The sequence below is a fragment of the Amycolatopsis xylanica genome, assembly GCF_900107045.1.
In the GTDB taxonomy this organism is placed as follows: domain Bacteria; phylum Actinomycetota; class Actinomycetes; order Mycobacteriales; family Pseudonocardiaceae; genus Amycolatopsis; species Amycolatopsis xylanica.
Genome location: NZ_FNON01000001.1, coordinates 1,034,378 through 1,053,276, shown reverse-complemented (window position 1 = coordinate 1,053,276; position 18,899 = coordinate 1,034,378). Strand labels below are relative to the sequence as shown.

Below are 18,899 nucleotides of genomic sequence, written 5' to 3'. Positions count from 1 at the left end.
TTCCGGCCGGTTCTAACCGGCCGGAACACTCACGACCCCGGGTGACCAGCGGGAGTTCGCGGCCGCAGGGTGCGATGATGTGGCTTTTGGGCCATCTGGCGGCCCAAAAGCCACACCATCGATCGGAGCGCACCCCAGACTTGCGCTTTCCCCGCGGTAGAACCGGCCGGAGCACTCACGAGTCCGCCCTTTTGGGCAGGACCGGCGCCGCCGCGCGGCCCTAGCATGCGGGCATGAGTGTGCTCGGCTCGGTGGTTTCGCGGGATGGTTCGGTCGTCGGGTTCGAGGTGACCGGCCACGGCCGGCCGCTGGTGCTGGTGCACGGCGGCACCGCCGACCGCAGTCGCTGGGCGCCGGTGCTGCGCCAGCTCGCGGACCGGTTCACGGTGTATGCGGTGGATCGGCGCGGCCGCGGCCTGAGCACGGCCGAAGCCGAAACCTATGCGCTGGCGCGCGAAGGTGAGGACATCGCCGCCGTCGCTGAGGCCGCCGGGCGTGATGTCTACGTCGTGGCGCATTCCTACGGCGCGTTGTGCTCGCTGGAGGCGGCCACGATCACCGACGCGATCGGGCGGATGGTGTTGTACGAGCCCCCGATCCCGACTCGGGGCAACCCGGTGTTCAGCGCGAAGGTCCGGGACCGCATCCGGTCGGCGCCGGATCCGCAGACGCGGCTGGAGACGTTCTTCCGCGAGGTGATCCACGTGCCGGAGTCCGAGCTTCCGGCGATGAGGCGCACCCCGGTGTGGCAGGCACGGCTGGCCGCGGTGCACACGATCGTGCGGGAGCTCGACGCGGTCGAGGAGTTCACGGTCTCCGACCGCCTCACGCGGATTTCCGTGCCGGTGCGGCTGTTCCTGGGCACGGAAAGCCCGGCGTACTTCGCCCCGGCCGCCGAAGCCGTCGCCGCTGCGCTCCCCCACGCCGACGTCGTACCGCTGCACGGCCAGGATCACCTGGCCATCGATCGGGACCCCGAGCAGTTCGTCGCCCAAGTACTGGGGTTCGTGAGTGGTATGGCCGGTTAGAACCGGCCATACCACTCACGACCTAGATCCCGTTGATGGTGAAGGTGGACGTCGTGTTGCGCACGTTCACCGCGTTGTTGCCCAACCTCAGGTTGTTGAACGTGACCGAGCCGACCGCGGGCCCCTGACCAGCCTCCGGCAGCTCGTTCGCCCACAGGCCGAAGCCGGACTTGGCGTCGAACGCGTCACCCGACTTCTGGGCGCCGGTGATGCTGACGTTGGTGAAAATGGTGTCCTTGATCGGGAACTGGGGCTGGCCGCCGACGTAGTTGGTCTGGAACATGATCCCGCTGTACGTCGGGTCGACGATGTCCACATCGGTCACCCTGATGCCCTGGAACACCTTCGACGCCGAGAAGATCCAGATCCCGGGGAACGTCTGCGCGCCCCAGAAGTGCCCGCCGGCGCGGACGATCGAGATGTTCTGGAAGTTGGTCGGGTCGGGGCCGAAGCCGTTCATCGGGTAGCCGAAGTCGAGCGAGCTGATCGTGATGCCCGCGTAGACCAGGGTGTCGGCGATGTAGATGTTGCGGAACGTGTTCGAGTAGCCGCCGTAGACCGCGACGCCCGCGGCCCGCCAGGTCAGCAGCGAGGTCAGGTTCTCGTAGACGTTGTTCTTCTCGTCGGCGCCGCCGGCGTCGATGGCCGAGAACAGCGCGAAACTGTCGTCACCGGTGGAGCGTGCCTCGATGTTGGTGACGTGGTTGTCGGTGCTGCCGTTGGTCATGTTGACGCCGTCGGCGAAGGTGTCGCGGATGCGGGAGTTGGAGATGGTGATCCGGTCGGTGTTCGCGCCCCAGTAGAGGCACACCTGGTGTTCGGCCCAGATGTTGTCGATCGTCATGTCGGCGACGTTCGAGAAGTCGAACACCTTGCCTGGCCCGTCGATGCGCGAGGTGTAGTTGCCGAAGTAGGCGAAGTTCGCGAACGTCGACCCGTTGGCGGCGGCCTCCGCGCGGAACCCGATATCGGTGTTGTCCTGTGTGGACGGTGCGAGGAACCGGGTGAACCACGGGCCTGCGCCGATCACCTTGACCGGCTTGCCGTACACCTGGAACTTGCTGGCCGTCTGGTAGTCACCGGCGGGCAGGTAGACGCCGACGAGCGCGCCGGTGGTGTCCATCCGGACCTTGTCGAGCGCGTTCTGCACGTCCTGGTGCCCGAACCCGGCCGGGACCGCGTAGTGCGCGGGGTCCGGGTTCGCGACCGGGGTCGCCTGCTCGAGGTTCACGAAGTCGATCGCGTAGTTCGTGCTGTTCGCCGCGTCCTTCTGCAGCTTGATCTTGCTGCCCGCGGGCACGGTGGTGCCGAGCAGCATGCTGGCCTCGTCGTAGATGTGCCGCGGCCCGCCCGCGCCCGGCGAGTTGCCGGGCCCGGCTTCGGCGCCGTAGAGCCACGAGTACTTCGAGGTCAGGTCGAGTGCTTTGAGGAAGGTGCCGTTGACGTAGACGTTGATCGTCGAGTTGATCCCGCCGCCACCGGCCGAGTCCGGGATCGAGAACCGCGTGACCAGCGTGTTCGTGCTGGCCCGGGTGGTGAACTCGACCGCCGCGCCCGTCGAGTTGAGCGTGACGGCCTTGCGCCCGGACGCCTCGCCGGCGAGGTCGCCGATGGTGCGGTTGGGGCCGACGACGTTCGCGCCGCCGCTGAGCACGCCGTCCTCCGCCTCGTACATGTCATACGGCAGGTTCGCGCCGCGGCCGACGAACAGCGGCTGGCTGCTGGTGTTGTTGCCCTGCTTGACCGGGAGTTCGTTGGCGTCGGTGGCGATGACGGTCTTGACCGTGTACTTGCCGTTGGCCGCGGTCCAGGTGCCGAGCGCGACCGGCGGTGACGTGGCGCCCGCCGCGAGCGTCCCGGTGTAGGACCCGGTCAGCGTGCGCAGCACCGCGCCGGTGGTGGCGTCGGCGACGGTGAGCGTGATGCCGTGCGCGCCGCCCGCCGAGGCGACGGTGCCCTGGTTCTTGAGCGCGACGGTGAAACTCACCGCGTTGCCCGCGGACGGGTTGCCCGGCGACCACGCGACCGGCGAGGCGATCAGGTCCGAGGTCGCCACCGGGGTGACCACCAGCGAGGACGGGTTGGTGAAGGCGTTGTTGGCCTCGTTCTGCTCGATGACCTTGTTGCCCTCGTCCACCTTGGCGCTCACCGGATACGTGCCCGACTCGCGGGTGCCGATGTTCGCCGAGACGGTCGCCGACGCGCCCGCCGCGAGCGCGCCGACCGGCGCGGTCCCGGCGCGGGTGGCGCCGAGGTAGAGGTTGACGTCGGTGGCGCCGGAGGCGACCGGGCCCGCGTTGCGGACGGTGGCCGACAGCGTGACGGCGTCGGTTTCGACCGGCGACGCCGGTGTCCACGACATGCCGGTGACCACGAGGTCCGGGTTCGGCGCCGGGACGCCGATCACCTGGAATTCCGCGGCCTGCCCGCCGCCCGCGCCGGTGTTGGAGGTGATCCGCAGCCGCACGTCGGCGGCGCGGCCGGTGACGGGGATGGTGACCGTGTTGCCGGAAGCCGGGTTGAACGTCTGCGCCGACGCGGCGGCGAGCGTGGTGAACGCCGACGCGCTCTGCTCGCGGCCCTGCACTTCGATGGTCTGGGTGCGGGTGCCCCAGATGCTGTCGGGGTTGAGCTTGACCACCACGGCGCTGACATCGGCGTTGGACCCGAGCGCGACGGTCAGCAGGTTCGGGTAGTCGCCGCCGCCTTCCCAGTAGGTGCCGGTGTTGTTGTCGTTGGCGTTGGCGGCGACGAAGTTCTGCACCGTGGAGGAGGCGGTGATCGGCTTGCCGACCGCGAGGTTCGTGCCGGTGGTGGTGCCGGTGCGGGTCACGGTGTTGCTGTTGGCCGACTGGTTGCCCGCCGCGTCCTTGGCACGCACGAAGTACGACACGCTGGTGCCGTCCGGCTGGTTGTCGGTGTAGGTGAGCACGCCCGCGCCGACGCTGGTGCGCAGCGTGTTGTTGGCGTAGACGTCGTAGCCGGTGACGCCGACGTTGTCGGTCGAGGCGGCCCAGGTGAGCTTGATCTGCCCGGTGCCCTGCTCGGTGAACGCGAGGTTCGACGGCGCGCTCGGCGCCTGCGTGTCACCGGAGGCGGGGCCGTAGACCTCGAACTCCGAGAGCTGCCCGGCGGGCCAGCCGGTGTTGGCGGTGATGTTCAGCCGCACGTAGCGGGTGGTGGTCGCGTTGAAGGTGATCGTGACCGTGTTGCCCTGCGCGGGATCGAACCGGTACCCGGCCGACGCGGCGAGGTCGCTGAAGGTCGAGCCGTTCGTGCTGCCCTGCACGCTCAGCGTCTGCGTCCGCGCGCCCCATCCGGACGGCAGTTTCAGCACGAGCCTGCTGGTGCTCAGCGACGCGCCGAGGTCGGCCTGGATCCATTGGGGGAACGCGTTGTTGGTGCTCTCCCAGTAACTGTTCTGGTCACCGTCGCCCGCCCGGGCCGCGGGGTACTCGCCCAGCGCCGAGCTCGCGGTGATCGTGGCCGCGAGCTTCGCCTCCGACTCGGCCGCCTGGTGCGCCTCCAGCTTGCTGACCCGCGCGCCCTCCGCGCGGACGTAGCGGGCGAGCGTGGGTGGGAAGCTGATCTTCGCGGTGCCGCGGTCGAACGCGTAGGACGCCTCGCCGACGATCGTCGAGTACTGCTTGCCGTCGAGGCTGCCCTGCACGGCCAGTGTCCGGGGCGCCGAGGACGGCGCGGTGAGCGTGACCTGGTCCAGGTTGGTGACCGCGCCGAGGTCGAGCACCGGCGCGGCGGTCGAAACAGCAGGTACGGCCGGTATGAGCAGACCGGCCAAGAGCGTCGCGGCTGCCGCGCGCGCCAAGAATCGCCTGGTTCTCATGCTGAGCCTCTCCGTTGAGGTGGCAAGCGGGGACACACGCGCCCGGGAGACGGCGCGCGGGAAGTTACAACTCGTTGCTCAGATCTTGCAATGGTTCGTCCAAGAGTTGCAGACCGGTCGGACCCAAGTCAACGGTCGGGCAGCACGAAGCCCGGGATAAAGCCCGCTTTATCCCGGGGTCGACGCTCAGAGTTCGTGGAGAACGACGGCCGCCAGCGCGCCGTCGTGGACCTCCGCGGTCAGGTACGTGTGCTTCGGCTGACGCCGCCGGTCGGTCGGCGAGCCGGGATTGAGCAACCGCAGCCCCGAAGGCGCGACGGTGTCCCAAGGGATGTGGCTGTGCCCGAACACGAGCACGTCCGCGTCCGGGAACTGGGCGGCACACCACGCCTCGCGCCCCTTGGCCTGCCCGGTCTCGTGGATCACGGCGAACCGCACGCCACCCAGCTCGGCTCGCGCGATCTCCGGAAGCCGAGCACGCAGCCCCGGCCCGTCGTTGTTGCCGTAGACCCCGATCAGCGACCGCGACCGCCGCTCGAGTTCGTCGAGCAGCGACTCCGAGACCCAGTCCCCCGCGTGCACGACGACATCGGCCTGCTCGACCTCACGCCATACCTGTTCAGGCACCACTCGGCCGCGCACGGGCACGTGCGTGTCGGAGATGATCAGCAGCCGCATCAGACCTCCACCTTAACCACGGTGAACCCGGCGCGGCCACGATCCGTATCACCAGCAGGGAGGTGCCATGGACCAGCAGACCCGCGAACTCAGCCGCGCGCTGCTCGCGGCCAACGAGCACATCCCCCGCGTCGCGACCGAACTGCTCACCGGCACCCTCCCGCCGAGCCGCCAGCACGAATTCGCCGAACTGCTCATCGAACTCGGCGAACTCCTGCACGTCCACGCCGACGACAAGCAGGCGTGACTACTCGTCGCGCCTGCGCCGCCGGAAAACCCGGCCCAGCACCAAGGTCAGCACACTCCCGGCCACGGCGCCCGCCAGCACCCGCGGGCCGGAACGGCGTGGCCGCATCACCGGCGCCAGCACGAACGGACCCGGCGGCGCGACCGCCTTGCGCGGGGCGTCGAAACCCGTCGCCGTCCACGCGGTGATGAACACCAGCAGCCGCGACACCAGCGCGATGAAGAACAACAGGCCGATCACCGACCCGAACGCCGCACCCGTCGGCGTCCCGCCGACGATCCCGAGATAGATCCCGCCGGCCAGCTTCAGCAGCTCGAACCCGATCGCCGCGGCGACCGCGCCCCGCATCGCGCTGCGGATGCCGACCGGCTCACGCGGCAGCCGCGCCAGCACCCACAGGAACACCAGCCAGTCCGCGAGCAACGCCAGCGGGATCGACAGGATCGACACCGCGGTGTGCGCCCAGCTCGCGTCGTCGACGCCGGCCAGGCTCAGCAGGAACGTCCCGAGCGTGCCACTCGACGCCGTCAGCGAGAACGACACCGTCAGCGCCACCACCAGGCTCAGCAACGCGAGCAGGTCCTTCGCGATCGTCCGGAAGAACGGCAGCGCCGGACGCTGCTGCTCCCACATCGCGGTGAGCGCGTCCCGCAGCGCGTTCATCCAGTTCCAGCCCGAGTACAGGCCGATCGCCAGACCCAGCACACCGACCTTCGTCCGCTGCTCGATGAACCCCTGCAGCAGCTCACCCGCCTTCGTGCCCAGCGGACCCGGCACCGCGCTGGTGATGCCGTGCAGCAACTGGTTGAGCACGCCAGGCTGGTCCGCCAGCACGAAACCCGCCACCGACAGCGTCACCATCAGCATCGGGATCAGCGACAGCAACGTGAAGTACGCGATCGAGGCCACGTAGTGGTACCCGTTGTGCTCGATGTACCGGTCGACCGCCCGCGCCAGATGATCGAGCCAGCCATACCGTTCGCGCGCCCGCGCCCACCAAGATCCCACGCGCATATCTACCCACACACCCGGCCGGACCCCGCACTTCGGGGCAGAATCAGACCCATGGAGCCCGTCGCAGCCCTGCAGAGGATCGCGTTCCTGCTCGAACGCGCGGGGGAACCGTCCTACCGCGTCCGCGCCTTCCGCAAGGCCGCGAGCGTCATCGACGGACTCAGCAACGCCCAGCTCGCGCAGCGGATCAAAGCAGGCACCCTCACCGCGCTCCCCGGCATCGGCAAGACCACGGCCGCCGTCGTCACCGAAGCCGCCGCGGGCGGCGAACCCGCCTACCTCACCGAACTGCTCGCCAAAGGCCTGCCCGAACTCCCCGACGGCGGCGAGCTGCTCACCCTCCTCAAAGGCGACTGCCACACCCACTCCGACTGGTCCGACGGCGGCAGCCCCATCCACGAGATGGCACTCGCCGCCCGCGACCTCGGCCACGACTGGATCGTGCTCACCGACCACTCACCCCGCCTCACCGTCGCCAACGGCCTGTCCCCCGACCGCCTCCGCGAACAGCTCAAGCTTGTCGAGCGGATCAACGACCAGCTCGCCCCGTTCCGCGTCCTCACCGGCATCGAGGTCGACATCCTCGACGACGGCTCACTCGACCAGGAACCCGAGCTGCTCGACCGGCTCGACGTCGTCGTCGCGAGTGTCCACTCGAAACTCCGCATGCCCAAGGCCGAGATGACCCAGCGGATGCTCAACGCCGTCGCCAACCCCCGCGTCAACATCCTCGGCCACTGCACCGGCCGCCTCGTCACCGGTCGCGGCCGCCCCGAATCCGAGTTCGACGCCGAACGCGTCTTCCAAGCCTGCCTCGACACCGACACCGCCGTCGAGATCAACTCACGCCCCGAACGCCTCGACCCGCCGATGCGCCTGCTCCGCCTCGCCGCCGAACTCGGCTGCCGCTTCTCCATCGACACCGACGCGCACGCACCCGGCCAGCTCTCCTGGCAGGCCTACGGCTGCGAACGCGCGAACAACTGCGGCATCCACGCCGACGACGTCGTCACCGCCATGACCGCCGACGACGTCGTCGCCTGGGCTAGGTCTGGGCGTTGATCAGCCACTTCCCGTTCTGCTGGATCAACGTGTACGTGTGGTTCTCGGTGAACGTGCGGCCCTTCTCCGTGTAGGTCAGGCGCGCCGACGCCGAATTCGGGCCGGACGCCGTCACCGCCGCGCTCACCGCGCTGAACCTGTTCCAGAAATCGGCGTACCGCTGGAAAGTCGGGCTGTGCTTCTGCTTGAAAGCATCGCTCAGCGTGGCGTACCCCGCCTCCAGATTCCCGGGAAGCAGCTTGAAGTAATCCTCGATCGCCTGCGCGGGCGTCTGCTCGGCCGGAGCGCTCGGACTCGTCGACGGCGAAGTCGTCGTCGGCGGCGGCGTCTCGCTGCTGCTCACCGGCGGCTGTTCCGGTGCCGGAGACGAAACCTGCGACGACGGCGGCGGGGTGGGCGTCGGCGTCTGCTGCCCCGCGGTGTCGTCCTTCTGCCGGAGCGCGAACAAGATCCCCGCCACCACCGCGATCACCACGACCACGGCACCCACCGCGACCGCGATCAGCGCACCACGCCGCCGCTTCTCCACCACCGGCGGCGGAACCGGCGCGGGCATGTGCCCTTCCTCGATCCGCCGCGTCGCGGGCACGGTCGCCGCAGGCACCTCCGGCGGCTCGTCGCCGTCGAACGCCGCCAGCATCCGGAGCTCGGTGAGCACGTCACCCATCTCCGGCCGATCCTCCGGCTTGACCTCCAGCAACCGCAGCAGCAACGGCTTGAGCTTGCCCGCCTTCACCGGCGGCACGATCTCCCCGCTGGAAACCCGGTACAGCAACGCGATCTGGTTGTCCGCCGTGCCGAACGGCGGCGCGCCCTCGATCGCGGTGTACAGCGTCGCGCCCAGCGAGAACACATCCGACGCCGCCGTCGCGTCGACACCCCGCGCCACCTCCGGCGCCAGGAACGCCGGCGTGCCAGAAATCTCCCCGGTCGCGGTGTACGTCGCGTCCCCGCTCGCCCGCGAGATCCCGAAATCGGTGACCTTGACCGTGCCGTCCTCACCGATCAGCACATTGCCCGGCTTCACATCCCGGTGCACGATCCCCGCCTCGTGCGCCGCCTGCAACGCCGACGTCAGCTGGATCCCGATCCGGATGACCTCGTCCACCGGCAGCGGGCCGTCCTCGGCCAGCACCGCCGACAGGCTCTTCGACGGCAGATACTCCATGATCAGCCACGGCCGGTCCTCGTGCTCGACCACGTTGAACACCGTGATGGCGTGTGGATGCTGCAGCCGCGCGGCGATCCGCGCCTCCCGCATCGCGCGGTTCTTCGCCTCGGCGGCCTTCTCTTCCCCGCCATGGCCGAACGGCAGGATCAGCTCCTTGACCGCGATGACGCGATCGAGCGAGGTGTCCTCACCGCGCCAGACCATGCCCATCGCGCCGCCGCCGATCAACTCGACCAATCGATAGCGACCGGCGATCTGCCGAGGTTCTTCGGTCAACGGAATATCCCTTTATGCCTTCGAAAACGTCCAGCCGAGCGTGGTCAGCATGCCAGGAACACGTTCACCCCGAGCAAGCGGTTCAAGCGGTCGCGGCGATCACCCGCGACAGCATCGCGTGCAGCTGTTCCAGCTCCGCCACTTCCATCCCCAAGATCTCCACCACACGGTACGGGATCTTCTCCGCCTCGGCCCGCAGCCCACGCCCGGACTCGGTCAACTCGACCATCAACGACCGCTCGTCACGGGCATTCCGCGTCCGTGTGACATAGCCGACCGCCTCCAGCCGCTTCAGCAACGGCGACAACGTCGCGGGCTCGGCACGCAACGCCTCACACAACTCCTTCACCGACCGCGGCTCCCGCTCCCACAACGCGAGCATCACCAGATACTGCGGATGCGTGAGCTTCATCGGCTCCAGCAACGGCCGGTAGATCGCGATGACACTGCGCGACGCCACGGACAGCGCGTAACAGACCTGCCGCTCCAGCGCGAGCGGGTCCGCACCCAGGTCGATCGTCATGGCCCTCACCTTAGCGTTCGTCACATAGTTAGCGTACTAATCATTAGGGTACTATCGAAACCATGGACACCGTGACAAGGCCCGGCCCCTTCCGCTGGCTCTGGTACGCGCTCGGCGGCCGGCTCCCCGAGAAACACCACACCTGGGTGCTGCACGACGTCACCGGCCGCGGCTGGCTCTGGCGCCACGGCGCCCGCACCAGCGTCCTGCTCACCCCACTGGTCTTCGGGTGGCTCCTCATGCCCGCACCACTCGGACTGCGCCTCGCGCTCTGCCTCATGGCCGCGCTCGTCGGCTACTTCTACTCCTACGCCTACGCCGAAGAAGCAGGCGAACACCGCCTAGCCCGCCACGGCTTCCCCATCGGCACCGGCCGCCGCATCCGCGGCGAAGCCCGCGAAGCGGCCGAAGCCGAGGCACACGCCAACTACCTCACCCGCTACCGCACCTAATCCCCAGCACGCTCCGCCGCCTCACGATCCTTGAAACACGCCCACGTCTCCGTCACCAGCGAAGCGTGCCGCAGCAGATCCACCACCGTCCGCGCCAGCCCGCCCGCCGCCGCCATCGTCGCCGACCGCGCACGCGCACCCGCCGCCGCGGCCGTGAACGCCGGCGTCCGCAACCCCTGACACGGATCCGCGATTGCCACCAGCGGACAGATCGTCGGCACCACCGTGCTCACGTTCCCCACATCCGAAGACTCCGAGACCGCCACCGGATCCGGCTCACCCGCGTGCACCCCGAGCTCCGCCAGATGCCGCGCGAACCGCGCCGCCAGCACCTCGTTCGCCCGGAAATGCCGATGCCCCGCACCCAGCCGCGCCACCTCGACCGTCGCACCCGACGCGCCTGCGGCGCCGTCGGCACACGCCGTCACATCCTCGACCAGCCGATCCAGCGCCCGCGCCGTCGGCGCCCGCACCCCGAACCTCGCCCGCGCCAGATCCGGCACCACATCCGTCGCGTCCCCGCCGTGGGTGATGATCCCCTGCACCGACGCACCCCGCGCCAGCCGCCGATGCAACGCCGCCACCGCCGTGAACATCTGGATCAACGCCGCCAGCGCGTCCACCCCGGCCGCCGGATCACCCGTCACATGCGCCGCACGCCCATGGAACGCCACCTCCAGCTCCACCTGCGCCGACAACGGCGCCCACGTCCACGTGTGCACCCCCGGCTGGAACATCAGCACCGCGTCCAGCCCGTCGAACCACCCGGCACGCACCGCCGACTCCTTGCCCTCCGCAGGCGTCCCGATCACCCGCAGCGTCCCCGGCACCTCCCCCAGCGCACCCACCACCGCCAGCGCCGCGCCCAAGCCGGCGACCGCGACCAGGTTGTGCCCCAACGCGTGACCCAGCCCCGGCACCGCGTCGTACTCCACGAGCAAAGCCACACAAGGCTTCTGATCCGTACCCACCACAGCCGTGAACGCAAGCCCGTCACGCTCGACCTTGAACCCGCCCAGCTCGAGCTCCTTCGTCAGCAACCGCACGGCCAGCTCCGGCTCCGGATCCGCGTGCAGCGTCACCCCGATGTTCCACAGCCGTTCCTCGAGCGACGCCAGCTGGTCGTCGACCAGGTCGTACAGCTCTTCATCCTCCACGCGCGGGCTCCCCTTGATCACAGTTGTCGCAGTTGCCACACGGCTCACCGCGCACCTCACCGAGCGAACCCAGCAACGTCCGCCGACGGCACTGGCACGTCTGGGCATACCGCCGCACCATCGCCGCCCGCGCGTGCTCGATCGCCCGCCCGCGCAGGAAGACCGCCGACGCCAGCTCCGCCAGCCGCTCGTCGCTCTCCCCGACCGCCGCATGCGTCAACGCCCGCCGCCCGATCTCCCGCACCGCACCGACCTGCCGCAACGCGGGCAAGATCCGCGCCAGCTCCACCCGCCGCAACCCCGCCTGCCGCGCCAGCTCGGTCCGCGACAACCCACCTGGCCACCGCAACGCCCGCACCACCCGCGCCATCGCGCCCTCGTCGAACTTGTCCTCGGCGGCGCCCGCGTCCCACGACGGCCGATGCAGCAACACGGCACGGCCGGGCATCCGGTCCTTGCCCACCCGCCGCACCTGCTGGTGATAAACGTCCACCGACGACGGATCGTCGGCGTGCACCACGAACCGCACGTCCTCCTTGCCACCCGCCCACTCGCCCGACCCGGCGACCACGACCACCCGCACCAGACCGGCCAGGAACGCGTCGCGCACCTCCGCCCGCCGCCTGCCGGGCATCGCGTCGTGATGGACCGCGACCCGCTCACCACGCTCACCGAGCACCCGCGCGAACCACTCGGCACGCGCCCGATCCGCGACGTGCACCAGCCCGCTGCCCTGGCTCGCGAGCACCTCGGCCTCCGCGAGCCGCCACCTGCCGTCCTCGTCGTCGACATGCCGCACCGCCAGCCGGACATGCCCATGATCCACATCGCCCGCCACATGCCGCGCGTCGGACAACCCGAACTCCGCGACGATGTCCTCACGCACCCGCTTCGCCGCGGTCATCGTCAACGCCAGCACCGGCGGCCGCACCCGCAGCCCGCTGACCACCGCCGCCAGCCGCACGTACTCCGGCAGGAACTCATGGCTCCACTCGCTCACGCCCTGCGCCTCGTCGACCACCAGCACCGACGCGCTCGACGCGGCGACCGCGGCCGCGACGTCCGGCTCGGCCAGCTGCTCGGGCGCGAGCACCAGGAAACCGACGCCACCTGCCCGAAAGCGGGCCAGCACCTGACGGCGAAGGCCCGCTTTCGTGGTCACCGGCTCAGCGACCAGGTCTCTCGCCCGGAGCACTTCGAGCCGGGCGGCGGGCCGGGGTGACACGACCACCACCGGCCTGCCAGGCCACAGCTCGGCCAGCGCCGCCAAGATCAGCTCACCGCTGGTCGTGACCAGCACGGTGTCGACCCGCCCCGCGGATCTCAGCGCCTCGGCATGATCCGGGCAATATCTCACAATCACGTCACCCACCCGGGTGACGTACCCCGGATCAGCGGATCTTATGCACGTGTATGTCACGCTGGGGAGCTGTTCGATCTCAGTGCATCACCGGCGATACGGAAACAGTCCAGCAACTCCTCGTGCCTGCCGGACCGCCGGAGCCCCGGCGGATCCGGCTGACCGATCGAATGGTCATCGGCACGCACCGCCGCCAGCAACGCGACCACCGAGGCGGGCTCCGGCACCAGCCGATCCCCGCCCAGGTAAGCGAGCACGATCGCCCGCTCCCCGCCCGGCTCCTCCACGGCGACCGCCCAGCCGTTCACCTCGTCCCACAGCAAGGCCACGTCCCGCCCGGGAAACCGGGCCAGCCGCCAGTCGAGCGCGATGTAGGCGGAGACCGGCTCGTCGAGATCGACGGTGCACGACTCCCAGCCGACGCCCACCGCCCGCGCCGTCACACTGAGGTAGCCACGCAAGGCCCGGCTCAGCCGGTACCCGATGTCGTTCCCGAAGTCGACCACACTGCTCACGGCTTCCCTTTCTCGCCGATGGAGGGGACGGCGCCCGGGTACCCGGCGACCTGGCGAAAAACACATCGATTTCGACGTGTGATTCGCGCGGCGCCTGGGTATCAGCCGAGCAGACGCCGTCGCGAAGGGGCGAATCATGCTCAGCCATCACGATCGCCAGGAACTGCAGAAGATCGAGCAGTGGTTCGAGCTCGCCGACCCCGCGCTCGTCGAGTCCTTCCGGCGCGGCTCCGCGCGCAAGCCCTTCTGCCCACGCCTCGGCTGGGTGATCGTGGCCGACGTGTTCGCCGTCATGATGGTTCTGCTGGCGAGCATCACCTCGAGCGGCGCGCTCGTGTTCACCTCACTGGCCACCATCGGGCTGGCCGCCTCACTGCACGTCGTGCGCGCGATGGAGCTGAAGTCCCGAGACGGCTGACCGCCTTCTCTCTTGGCGGGTTGAAAGGTGTGGGTTCCGGTTCACCGGGACCCACGTTTTTTACTCTTCAGGGCGGAGCGGTATAGGACGTTATACACTCAGATAGCCGGCCAGCGGGCTGTCATCGAGGTTCCGGAACAGGTCCGCCGGATCTTGGTAGACCGCCACGGCTCCCGCCTCACGCAGCTCGGCCTCGCCCGTGCCGCCGCAGCACAGGCCGATCGTCGGCACTCCCACCTTCTTCGCCGCGATCACGTCCCACATCGCGTCACCGACGAAGATCGCCTCCCCCGCCGGCACTCCGGCGCGGTCCAGCGCGACCTCGACCAGCTCCGGATCGGGCTTCGCGGTGTCGACGTCCTCCCCCGTGGTGATCGCCGTGACGACGTCGTCCAGCTTCAGCACCTCACGTAACCGGCTCGCCTCCTCCGGCGCCGCGGAAGTCGCGAGCACCACGCGGGCACCCCGGCCGGCGAGAGCGGACACCAGCTCGCGAGCCCGCGCGAACGGCCGCAGCAAAGCGGATTCCGCCAGATAAAGCTCGGTGTGCCGGTCCTGCACCCGGTCGCCGATCTCGGCGGCGAGCTTCTCCCCGACCAGGTTTTCCAGCAGCTGCGACCCGCCCATCCCGATGGACCGGTGCACCCGCCAGGCGTCGACCGGATGCCCGGCTTCGGAGAACGCGCGCGACCACGCGCAGGTGTGCAGGTAGACGGAATCGACCAGGGTGCCGTCGACGTCGAAGAGAACCGCGCTCATGATCGATGGGTTCCCGCTTGCCACCGCGGGGAAACTGGAGTTTCGGGCAGAGCACCGCGGGTAACTCCCCGTGCGCGACGCGAAAGGACGGTATCGGTGGGCGAGCTGAGTGAGTACCGCGGCAAGCGCGACCCCGAGCGAACACCGGAACCAGTCCCCCAGACCGACGAGGTCGTCCGCGGCGACAACGACGTGTTCGTCATCCAGGAGCACCACGCCAGGCGGTTGCATTGGGACATCCGGCTGGAACGCGACGGCGTGCTCGCGTCGTGGGCGGTGCCGATGGGGCTGCCGTCGGAGCCGGGGACCATGCGGCTCGCGGTGCACACCGAAGACCACCCGATCGAATACGCGACGTTCTCCGGCGAGATCCCGGCTGGCGAGTACGGTGCCGGGAAGATGCTGATCTGGGACCACGGCCGCTACGAAACCCTGCACTGGAACGACCACAAGGTCGAGGTGGTCTTCCACGGCGAGCGCGCCCGCGGCAAGTACCTGTTCCTCAACCGGCACGACCCGGAGTCCGAACGCGACTGGCTGCTCCAGCGCGTCGACCCGCCCGAACCCGGCCACACTCCCCTGCCGCCTTTCATCGCGCCGATGCTGGCCAAGCCCGGCAAACTGCCCTCGCTGGCCGAAGACGGCGACTGGGCCTACGAGTTCGACTGGTCGGGCCGCCGCATGTCGGCGAAGGTCGCCGGCGGCCGCTGCACCCTGTTCGACGACGGCGGCAGCGACGTGACCGCCCTGTTCCCCGAGCTGCGGTCGCTGGGCGAGCAGCTGGGGTCGGCCGAGGTCTATCTCGACGGAGAGGTGATCGTGCTGGAGAACGGCAAACCGAGCCCCGGCGCGCTGGACCGCCGGATGGGCGCGGCCCGGTCCCAGGCCAAGCGGCTCTCCCAGCACGTGCCCGCGCTGTATCTGCCGTACGACGTCCTGCACCACGATGGCAGGTCCTGTGCGGACCTGCCGTACGTCGAGCGGCGGCGCGTGCTCGGCGACCTCGATCTCAACGGCCCCCACTGCCGGATCCCGGACTTCTTCATCGGCGACGGCGGCGCGGTCGCCGAGGCCAGCGTCAAGCACGGCCTCGCAGGCATCATCGCCAAACGAGCCGCGAGCCCTTATCAAGCGGGCAAGGCCAGCGCAGACTGGCTCGCGATCCCCGGTGTCCGCGTCCGCGACGTCGTCATCGGCGGCTGGCGTCCCGGTGGCGGCAAGCGCGCGAGTTCGTTCGCCTCGCTCCTGCTCGGCATCCCGCACGGCCCGTCACTGCGCTACGTCGGCAATGTGGGCGCCGGCTTCAGCGAAGACGACCTCCTCCAGCTCACCGCCCGCCTGAAACGGTCCGAGCGCAAGAGCTCACCGTTCCATTCGGTCCCGCCGGGCCAGGCCCGCGACGCGCACTGGGTGACACCGCGACTGGTCGGCGAGGTCGTCTTCACCGGCTGGACCAAAGCGGGCTGCGTCCGCACACCCCGCTGGCGCGGCCTGCGCCCCGGGCGCAAGGCCGATGAGGTGACCGAAGATGCCTGAGTCGAAGGTGCTGGTCCAGGTCGAAGACCAGCGGCTGACGCTGACCAACCTCGAGAAGGTGCTGTACCCGTCGAACCAGTTCACCAAGCGCGACGTGATCAGCTACTACACCCGCATCGCCCCGATCATCCTCCCCTACCTCGCCGACCGCGCGACCACGTTCGTCCGCTTCCCCAACGGCGTCGAAGGCAAGTCCTTCTTCGAAAAGGACGTCTCCCGCCACGCCCCGTCCTGGGTCCGCACGGCGCGCCTCCCTGCCGATTCCCGCCGCGGCGGCAGCGACCTGATCGACTACCCGGTCATCGACGGCCTCCCCGCGCTGGTCTGGGCAGCGAACCTGGCGGCACTCGAACTCCACGTGCCACAGTGGACAGTCGGCCCCCGCGGCGCCAAACACAGCCCCGACTTGCTCGTGTTCGATCTCGACCCCGGCGCGCCCGCGACGATCGTCGAGTGCTGCCAGGTCGCGCTGAAACTCCGCGACCTCCTGGCCGAGGACGGGCTCGTCGCGTTCCCGAAAACCAGCGGCTCCAAGGGAATGCAGCTCTACGTCGCGGTACGCACGACCCGCGACGAGCAGACGTCGGAGTACTCGAAGTCCCTGGCCGAGACGTTGAACTCCCGGTATCCGCGCGAGATCGTCGCGAAGATGGCGAAGGCGTTGCGCCCCGGCAAGGTCTTCGTCGACTGGAGCCAGAACAATCCGAACAAGACCACGATCGCCCCGTACTCCTTGCGCGCGCGGGAACTGCCGACCGTGTCGACCCCGCTGACCTGGGACGAGGTCGAGTCGTGCCGCAAGCCCTACGACCTGGTGTTCACGGCCGAGGACGTGCTCGACCGTGTCGACGACCTCGGCGATCTCTTCGCGGATCTCGACGGCAACCGCACCAAGATTCCCAAATGAAGGTTGGGGCCGGAGCGCGCTCCGGCCCCAAGCCCATCAGCTCTTGCAGCGCGAGCCACCGTCGACTGACGTCCACGTGGGATAGGGAGCGACCTTCGCGAAATTGAACTTGGTGCAGCTGTTCTTGGACTTCGCGATCTTGGACGTCGCGATCACCACCACGAAGCCGACCCCGCAGGCATAAGTGCCGGGCGGCGGGATCTTCCCACAGGCCACAGTGGACGCGAGCCCGCCGTTGTCCGCGATGAAGTTCGTCATGCTCCGCGTGAAAACATAGCTGCAGCTGACAATCCCGCACTCGAACTGCGACTGGATGCTCACCTGGCCGTCTTCAGCGGCCGGGCTCGCCGACGCGGCCGCCGGTGCGGCGACCGCACCGGCGGCGACCGTGGCCGCGACCGCGATCCCCGTCATGAATCGTCGTTGATTCATCGATTCCTCCCTGTTTTCACAGCTTCCAGTGAACGGAACCGACGGTCGCAGAGCCCTTGCCCAGATCGCGCCCAGGGCATGCCCACACCACCTCATGAAGCCCACCGCGCTCTTCTCCTTGAGATCACTGGGGCCCGAACCATTGATGTAGGGCCTCGGTCAGGCCCGCACCCCCGGCCCAGGCGACATAGCCGTCCGGGCGGAGCAGTACCGCGCCGAAGCCTTCGGCCGTGGCGGCGGTGACGTCCACGCGGCCTTCCCAGCCGGTCAGCTCGGCGCCGATCAGCACACCGCGGCCGGGAGTGAGCAGCTGCGCGACCGTGCGGCCGTCGCTGAGCGCGACGTCCGGCATGCGCATGCCGACGAGCGGGTGCGCGCTGTCGCCGTAGCGGACGTCGAACCCGCTGACCATGCCGGCCAGGTGGCGTGCGACGTCCGGGATCGCGATGAGCTCGGCCATGACCGAGCGCAGCGGGTCGACCTCCTCGCCGTTGAGGAAGAGCATGCCCTGGGCGAGGGTGTTGCGGAGCACGCGCGCGCCGACGGGATGGCGTTCCGCGTGGTAGGTGTCGAGCAGGCCGTCCGGCGCATGGCCGTTGACCGTCGCGGCGAGTTTCCAGCCGAGGTTGGCCGCGTCCTGCACACCGAGGCTCAGCCCCTGGCCGCCGGCGGGCAGGTGGATGTGCGCGGCGTCGCCCGCGAGCAGCACCCGGCCCCGGCGGTATTCGGTCACCTGCCTGGTCGCATCGGTGAACGCGCTGACCCAGCGTACGTCGGCGCCGTGCAGGCTCTCGCCGGTCAGCTTCTCCCACCAGTCGGCGACCTCGTCGAAGCCCACCACCCGGTCGGTGTGCGGGACGCCGCGCGGGCAGACGATGATCCGGTCGACACCGTCGCCGAGCGGCGCCGACATGACCATGCCCTCCGGCACCCGCTCGCCGATGAACCGGGGCCGGATGTTCCGGCCAGCCACGTCGGCCAGGTACATCTCCCTGGTGGCCTCGGTGCCGGGGAAGTCGAACCCGGCGAGCCGCCGGACGGCGCTGCGGCCGCCGTCGCACCCGACCAGGTAGGCCGCGCGCAGCTCCGAGCGCCCGTCCGGCCCGTCGACCAGCGCGAACACCCGCTCCTCGGTGTCCTGCAGGCCGATCAGTTCGTGGCCGCGCAGCACGGTCGCGCCCAGCTCGGTGACCCACTCCTCGAGCACCTGCTCGATCCGGTGCTGCGGGATGCCGCGCGCGCCGAAATGCGCGCCTTCGAGCACGCCGTAGTCCATCGGGATGCCCCCGAAATGGCCCTGCCTGCTGGTTTCCACCGTGCCGAAGCGCTCCAGCAGGCCACGCTGGGCGAACACCTCGGTGGCACGCGCGGTGAAGCCGAGCCCGCGTGACTCGCCGGTGGGCGTGTACCGGCGTTCCAGCACGACGACGTCCACCCCGGCCAGGCGCAGTTCGCCCGCGAGCATCAGCCCGACGGGCCCGGCGCCGACGACGACAACGGTCTTGTCCATGGCTACCCCT

The 18,899-nt window shown here is 69.5% G+C and carries 18 protein-coding genes; 7 read left to right on the top strand and 11 right to left on the bottom strand.

Going from position 1 to position 18,899, the window contains the following annotated elements:
- Positions 1-233: 233 nt before the first annotated feature.
- On the top strand, positions 234-1,028 hold the full coding sequence (locus BLV57_RS04630) for an alpha/beta fold hydrolase (RefSeq protein WP_091286946.1): 795 nt from the start codon (positions 234-236) through the stop codon (positions 1,026-1,028).
- Between the two features lie 22 nt (positions 1,029-1,050).
- Here the strand turns inward: BLV57_RS04630 and BLV57_RS04625 are convergent, their stop codons facing one another.
- Positions 1,051-4,872: a discoidin domain-containing protein gene (locus BLV57_RS04625; RefSeq protein ID WP_091286944.1), complete on the bottom strand. Its 3,822-nt coding sequence runs from the start codon at positions 4,870-4,872 to the stop codon at positions 1,051-1,053.
- Positions 4,873-5,058: 186 nt separating this feature from the next.
- Complete coding sequence (locus BLV57_RS04620; RefSeq protein WP_091286943.1) at positions 5,059-5,550, bottom strand: metallophosphoesterase family protein; 492 nt, start codon at positions 5,548-5,550, stop codon at positions 5,059-5,061.
- A 67-nt stretch (positions 5,551-5,617) separates the two neighbouring features.
- On the opposite strand from BLV57_RS04620, the gene BLV57_RS04615 reads away from it, so the two are divergent.
- Complete coding sequence (locus BLV57_RS04615; protein WP_091286941.1) at positions 5,618-5,797, top strand: hypothetical protein; 180 nt, start codon at positions 5,618-5,620, stop codon at positions 5,795-5,797.
- On the opposite strand, the gene BLV57_RS04610 is transcribed toward BLV57_RS04615, so the two are convergent.
- Complete coding sequence (locus BLV57_RS04610; RefSeq protein WP_091286939.1) at positions 5,798-6,811, bottom strand: YhjD/YihY/BrkB family envelope integrity protein; 1,014 nt, start codon at positions 6,809-6,811, stop codon at positions 5,798-5,800.
- Positions 6,812-6,862: 51 nt separating this feature from the next.
- On the opposite strand from BLV57_RS04610, the gene BLV57_RS04605 reads away from it, so the two are divergent.
- Positions 6,863-7,873: a PHP domain-containing protein gene (locus BLV57_RS04605; protein ID WP_091286938.1), complete on the top strand. Its 1,011-nt coding sequence runs from the start codon at positions 6,863-6,865 to the stop codon at positions 7,871-7,873.
- Here BLV57_RS04605 and BLV57_RS04600 read toward each other — a convergent pair.
- Positions 7,857-9,320, bottom strand: a complete 1,464-nt coding sequence (locus BLV57_RS04600) for a serine/threonine-protein kinase (protein ID WP_091286936.1) — start codon at positions 9,318-9,320, stop codon at positions 7,857-7,859. The two genes, BLV57_RS04605 and BLV57_RS04600, sit on opposite strands and share 17 nt — an antisense overlap.
- An 82-nt stretch (positions 9,321-9,402) precedes the next feature.
- On the bottom strand, positions 9,403-9,843 hold the full coding sequence (locus tag BLV57_RS04595) for a MarR family winged helix-turn-helix transcriptional regulator (RefSeq protein WP_091286934.1): 441 nt from the start codon (positions 9,841-9,843) through the stop codon (positions 9,403-9,405).
- 62 nt (positions 9,844-9,905) lie between these two features.
- On the opposite strand from BLV57_RS04595, the gene BLV57_RS04590 reads away from it, so the two are divergent.
- Positions 9,906-10,295, top strand: a complete 390-nt coding sequence (locus BLV57_RS04590; protein ID WP_091286933.1) for a DUF5313 family protein — start codon at positions 9,906-9,908, stop codon at positions 10,293-10,295.
- On the opposite strand, the gene BLV57_RS04585 is transcribed toward BLV57_RS04590, so the two are convergent.
- From BLV57_RS04585 to BLV57_RS04575, 3 genes are read right to left on the bottom strand one after another with little or no spacing between them, the layout of a single operon-like run.
- The gene (locus tag BLV57_RS04585; RefSeq protein ID WP_091286931.1) at positions 10,292-11,452 is read right to left on the bottom strand and encodes a peptidase dimerization domain-containing protein; all 1,161 of its coding nucleotides are present in this window, start codon (positions 11,450-11,452) and stop codon (positions 10,292-10,294) included. The two genes, BLV57_RS04590 and BLV57_RS04585, sit on opposite strands and share 4 nt — an antisense overlap.
- Entirely contained in the window at positions 11,442-12,815 is a 1,374-nt protein-coding gene (locus BLV57_RS04580) for a RecQ family zinc-binding domain-containing protein (protein ID WP_143046982.1), read from the bottom strand. The genes BLV57_RS04585 and BLV57_RS04580 overlap by 11 nt, the downstream gene beginning before the upstream one ends.
- A 53-nt stretch (positions 12,816-12,868) precedes the next feature.
- A complete protein-coding gene (locus BLV57_RS04575) occupies positions 12,869-13,327 on the bottom strand; it encodes a DUF6292 family protein (RefSeq protein WP_091286927.1) in 459 nt (152 codons plus the stop codon).
- Positions 13,328-13,463: 136 nt separating this feature from the next.
- Between BLV57_RS04575 and BLV57_RS04570 the strand changes: the two genes are divergently transcribed.
- The gene (locus tag BLV57_RS04570) at positions 13,464-13,745 is read left to right on the top strand and encodes a DUF3040 domain-containing protein (RefSeq protein ID WP_091286926.1); all 282 of its coding nucleotides are present in this window, start codon (positions 13,464-13,466) and stop codon (positions 13,743-13,745) included.
- Positions 13,746-13,835: 90 nt separating this feature from the next.
- Here the strand turns inward: BLV57_RS04570 and BLV57_RS04565 are convergent, their stop codons facing one another.
- Complete coding sequence (locus BLV57_RS04565) at positions 13,836-14,504, bottom strand: HAD family hydrolase (RefSeq protein WP_091286924.1); 669 nt, start codon at positions 14,502-14,504, stop codon at positions 13,836-13,838.
- A 96-nt stretch (positions 14,505-14,600) separates the two neighbouring features.
- On the opposite strand from BLV57_RS04565, the gene BLV57_RS04560 reads away from it, so the two are divergent.
- Complete coding sequence (locus BLV57_RS04560; RefSeq protein ID WP_091286922.1) at positions 14,601-16,040, top strand: DNA polymerase ligase N-terminal domain-containing protein; 1,440 nt, start codon at positions 14,601-14,603, stop codon at positions 16,038-16,040.
- On the top strand, positions 16,033-16,947 hold the full coding sequence (gene ligD, locus BLV57_RS04555) for a non-homologous end-joining DNA ligase (RefSeq protein WP_091286920.1): 915 nt from the start codon (positions 16,033-16,035) through the stop codon (positions 16,945-16,947). The genes BLV57_RS04560 and ligD overlap by 8 nt, the downstream gene beginning before the upstream one ends.
- Positions 16,948-16,983: 36 nt before the next feature.
- Here the strand turns inward: ligD and BLV57_RS04550 are convergent, their stop codons facing one another.
- Positions 16,984-17,379, bottom strand: coding sequence for a hypothetical protein (locus BLV57_RS04550; RefSeq protein WP_143046980.1), 396 nt, complete (start codon positions 17,377-17,379; stop codon positions 16,984-16,986).
- Positions 17,380-17,503: 124 nt separating this feature from the next.
- A complete protein-coding gene (locus BLV57_RS04545; protein ID WP_091286915.1) occupies positions 17,504-18,889 on the bottom strand; it encodes an FAD-dependent monooxygenase in 1,386 nt (461 codons plus the stop codon).
- Positions 18,890-18,899 lie beyond the last annotated feature (10 nt).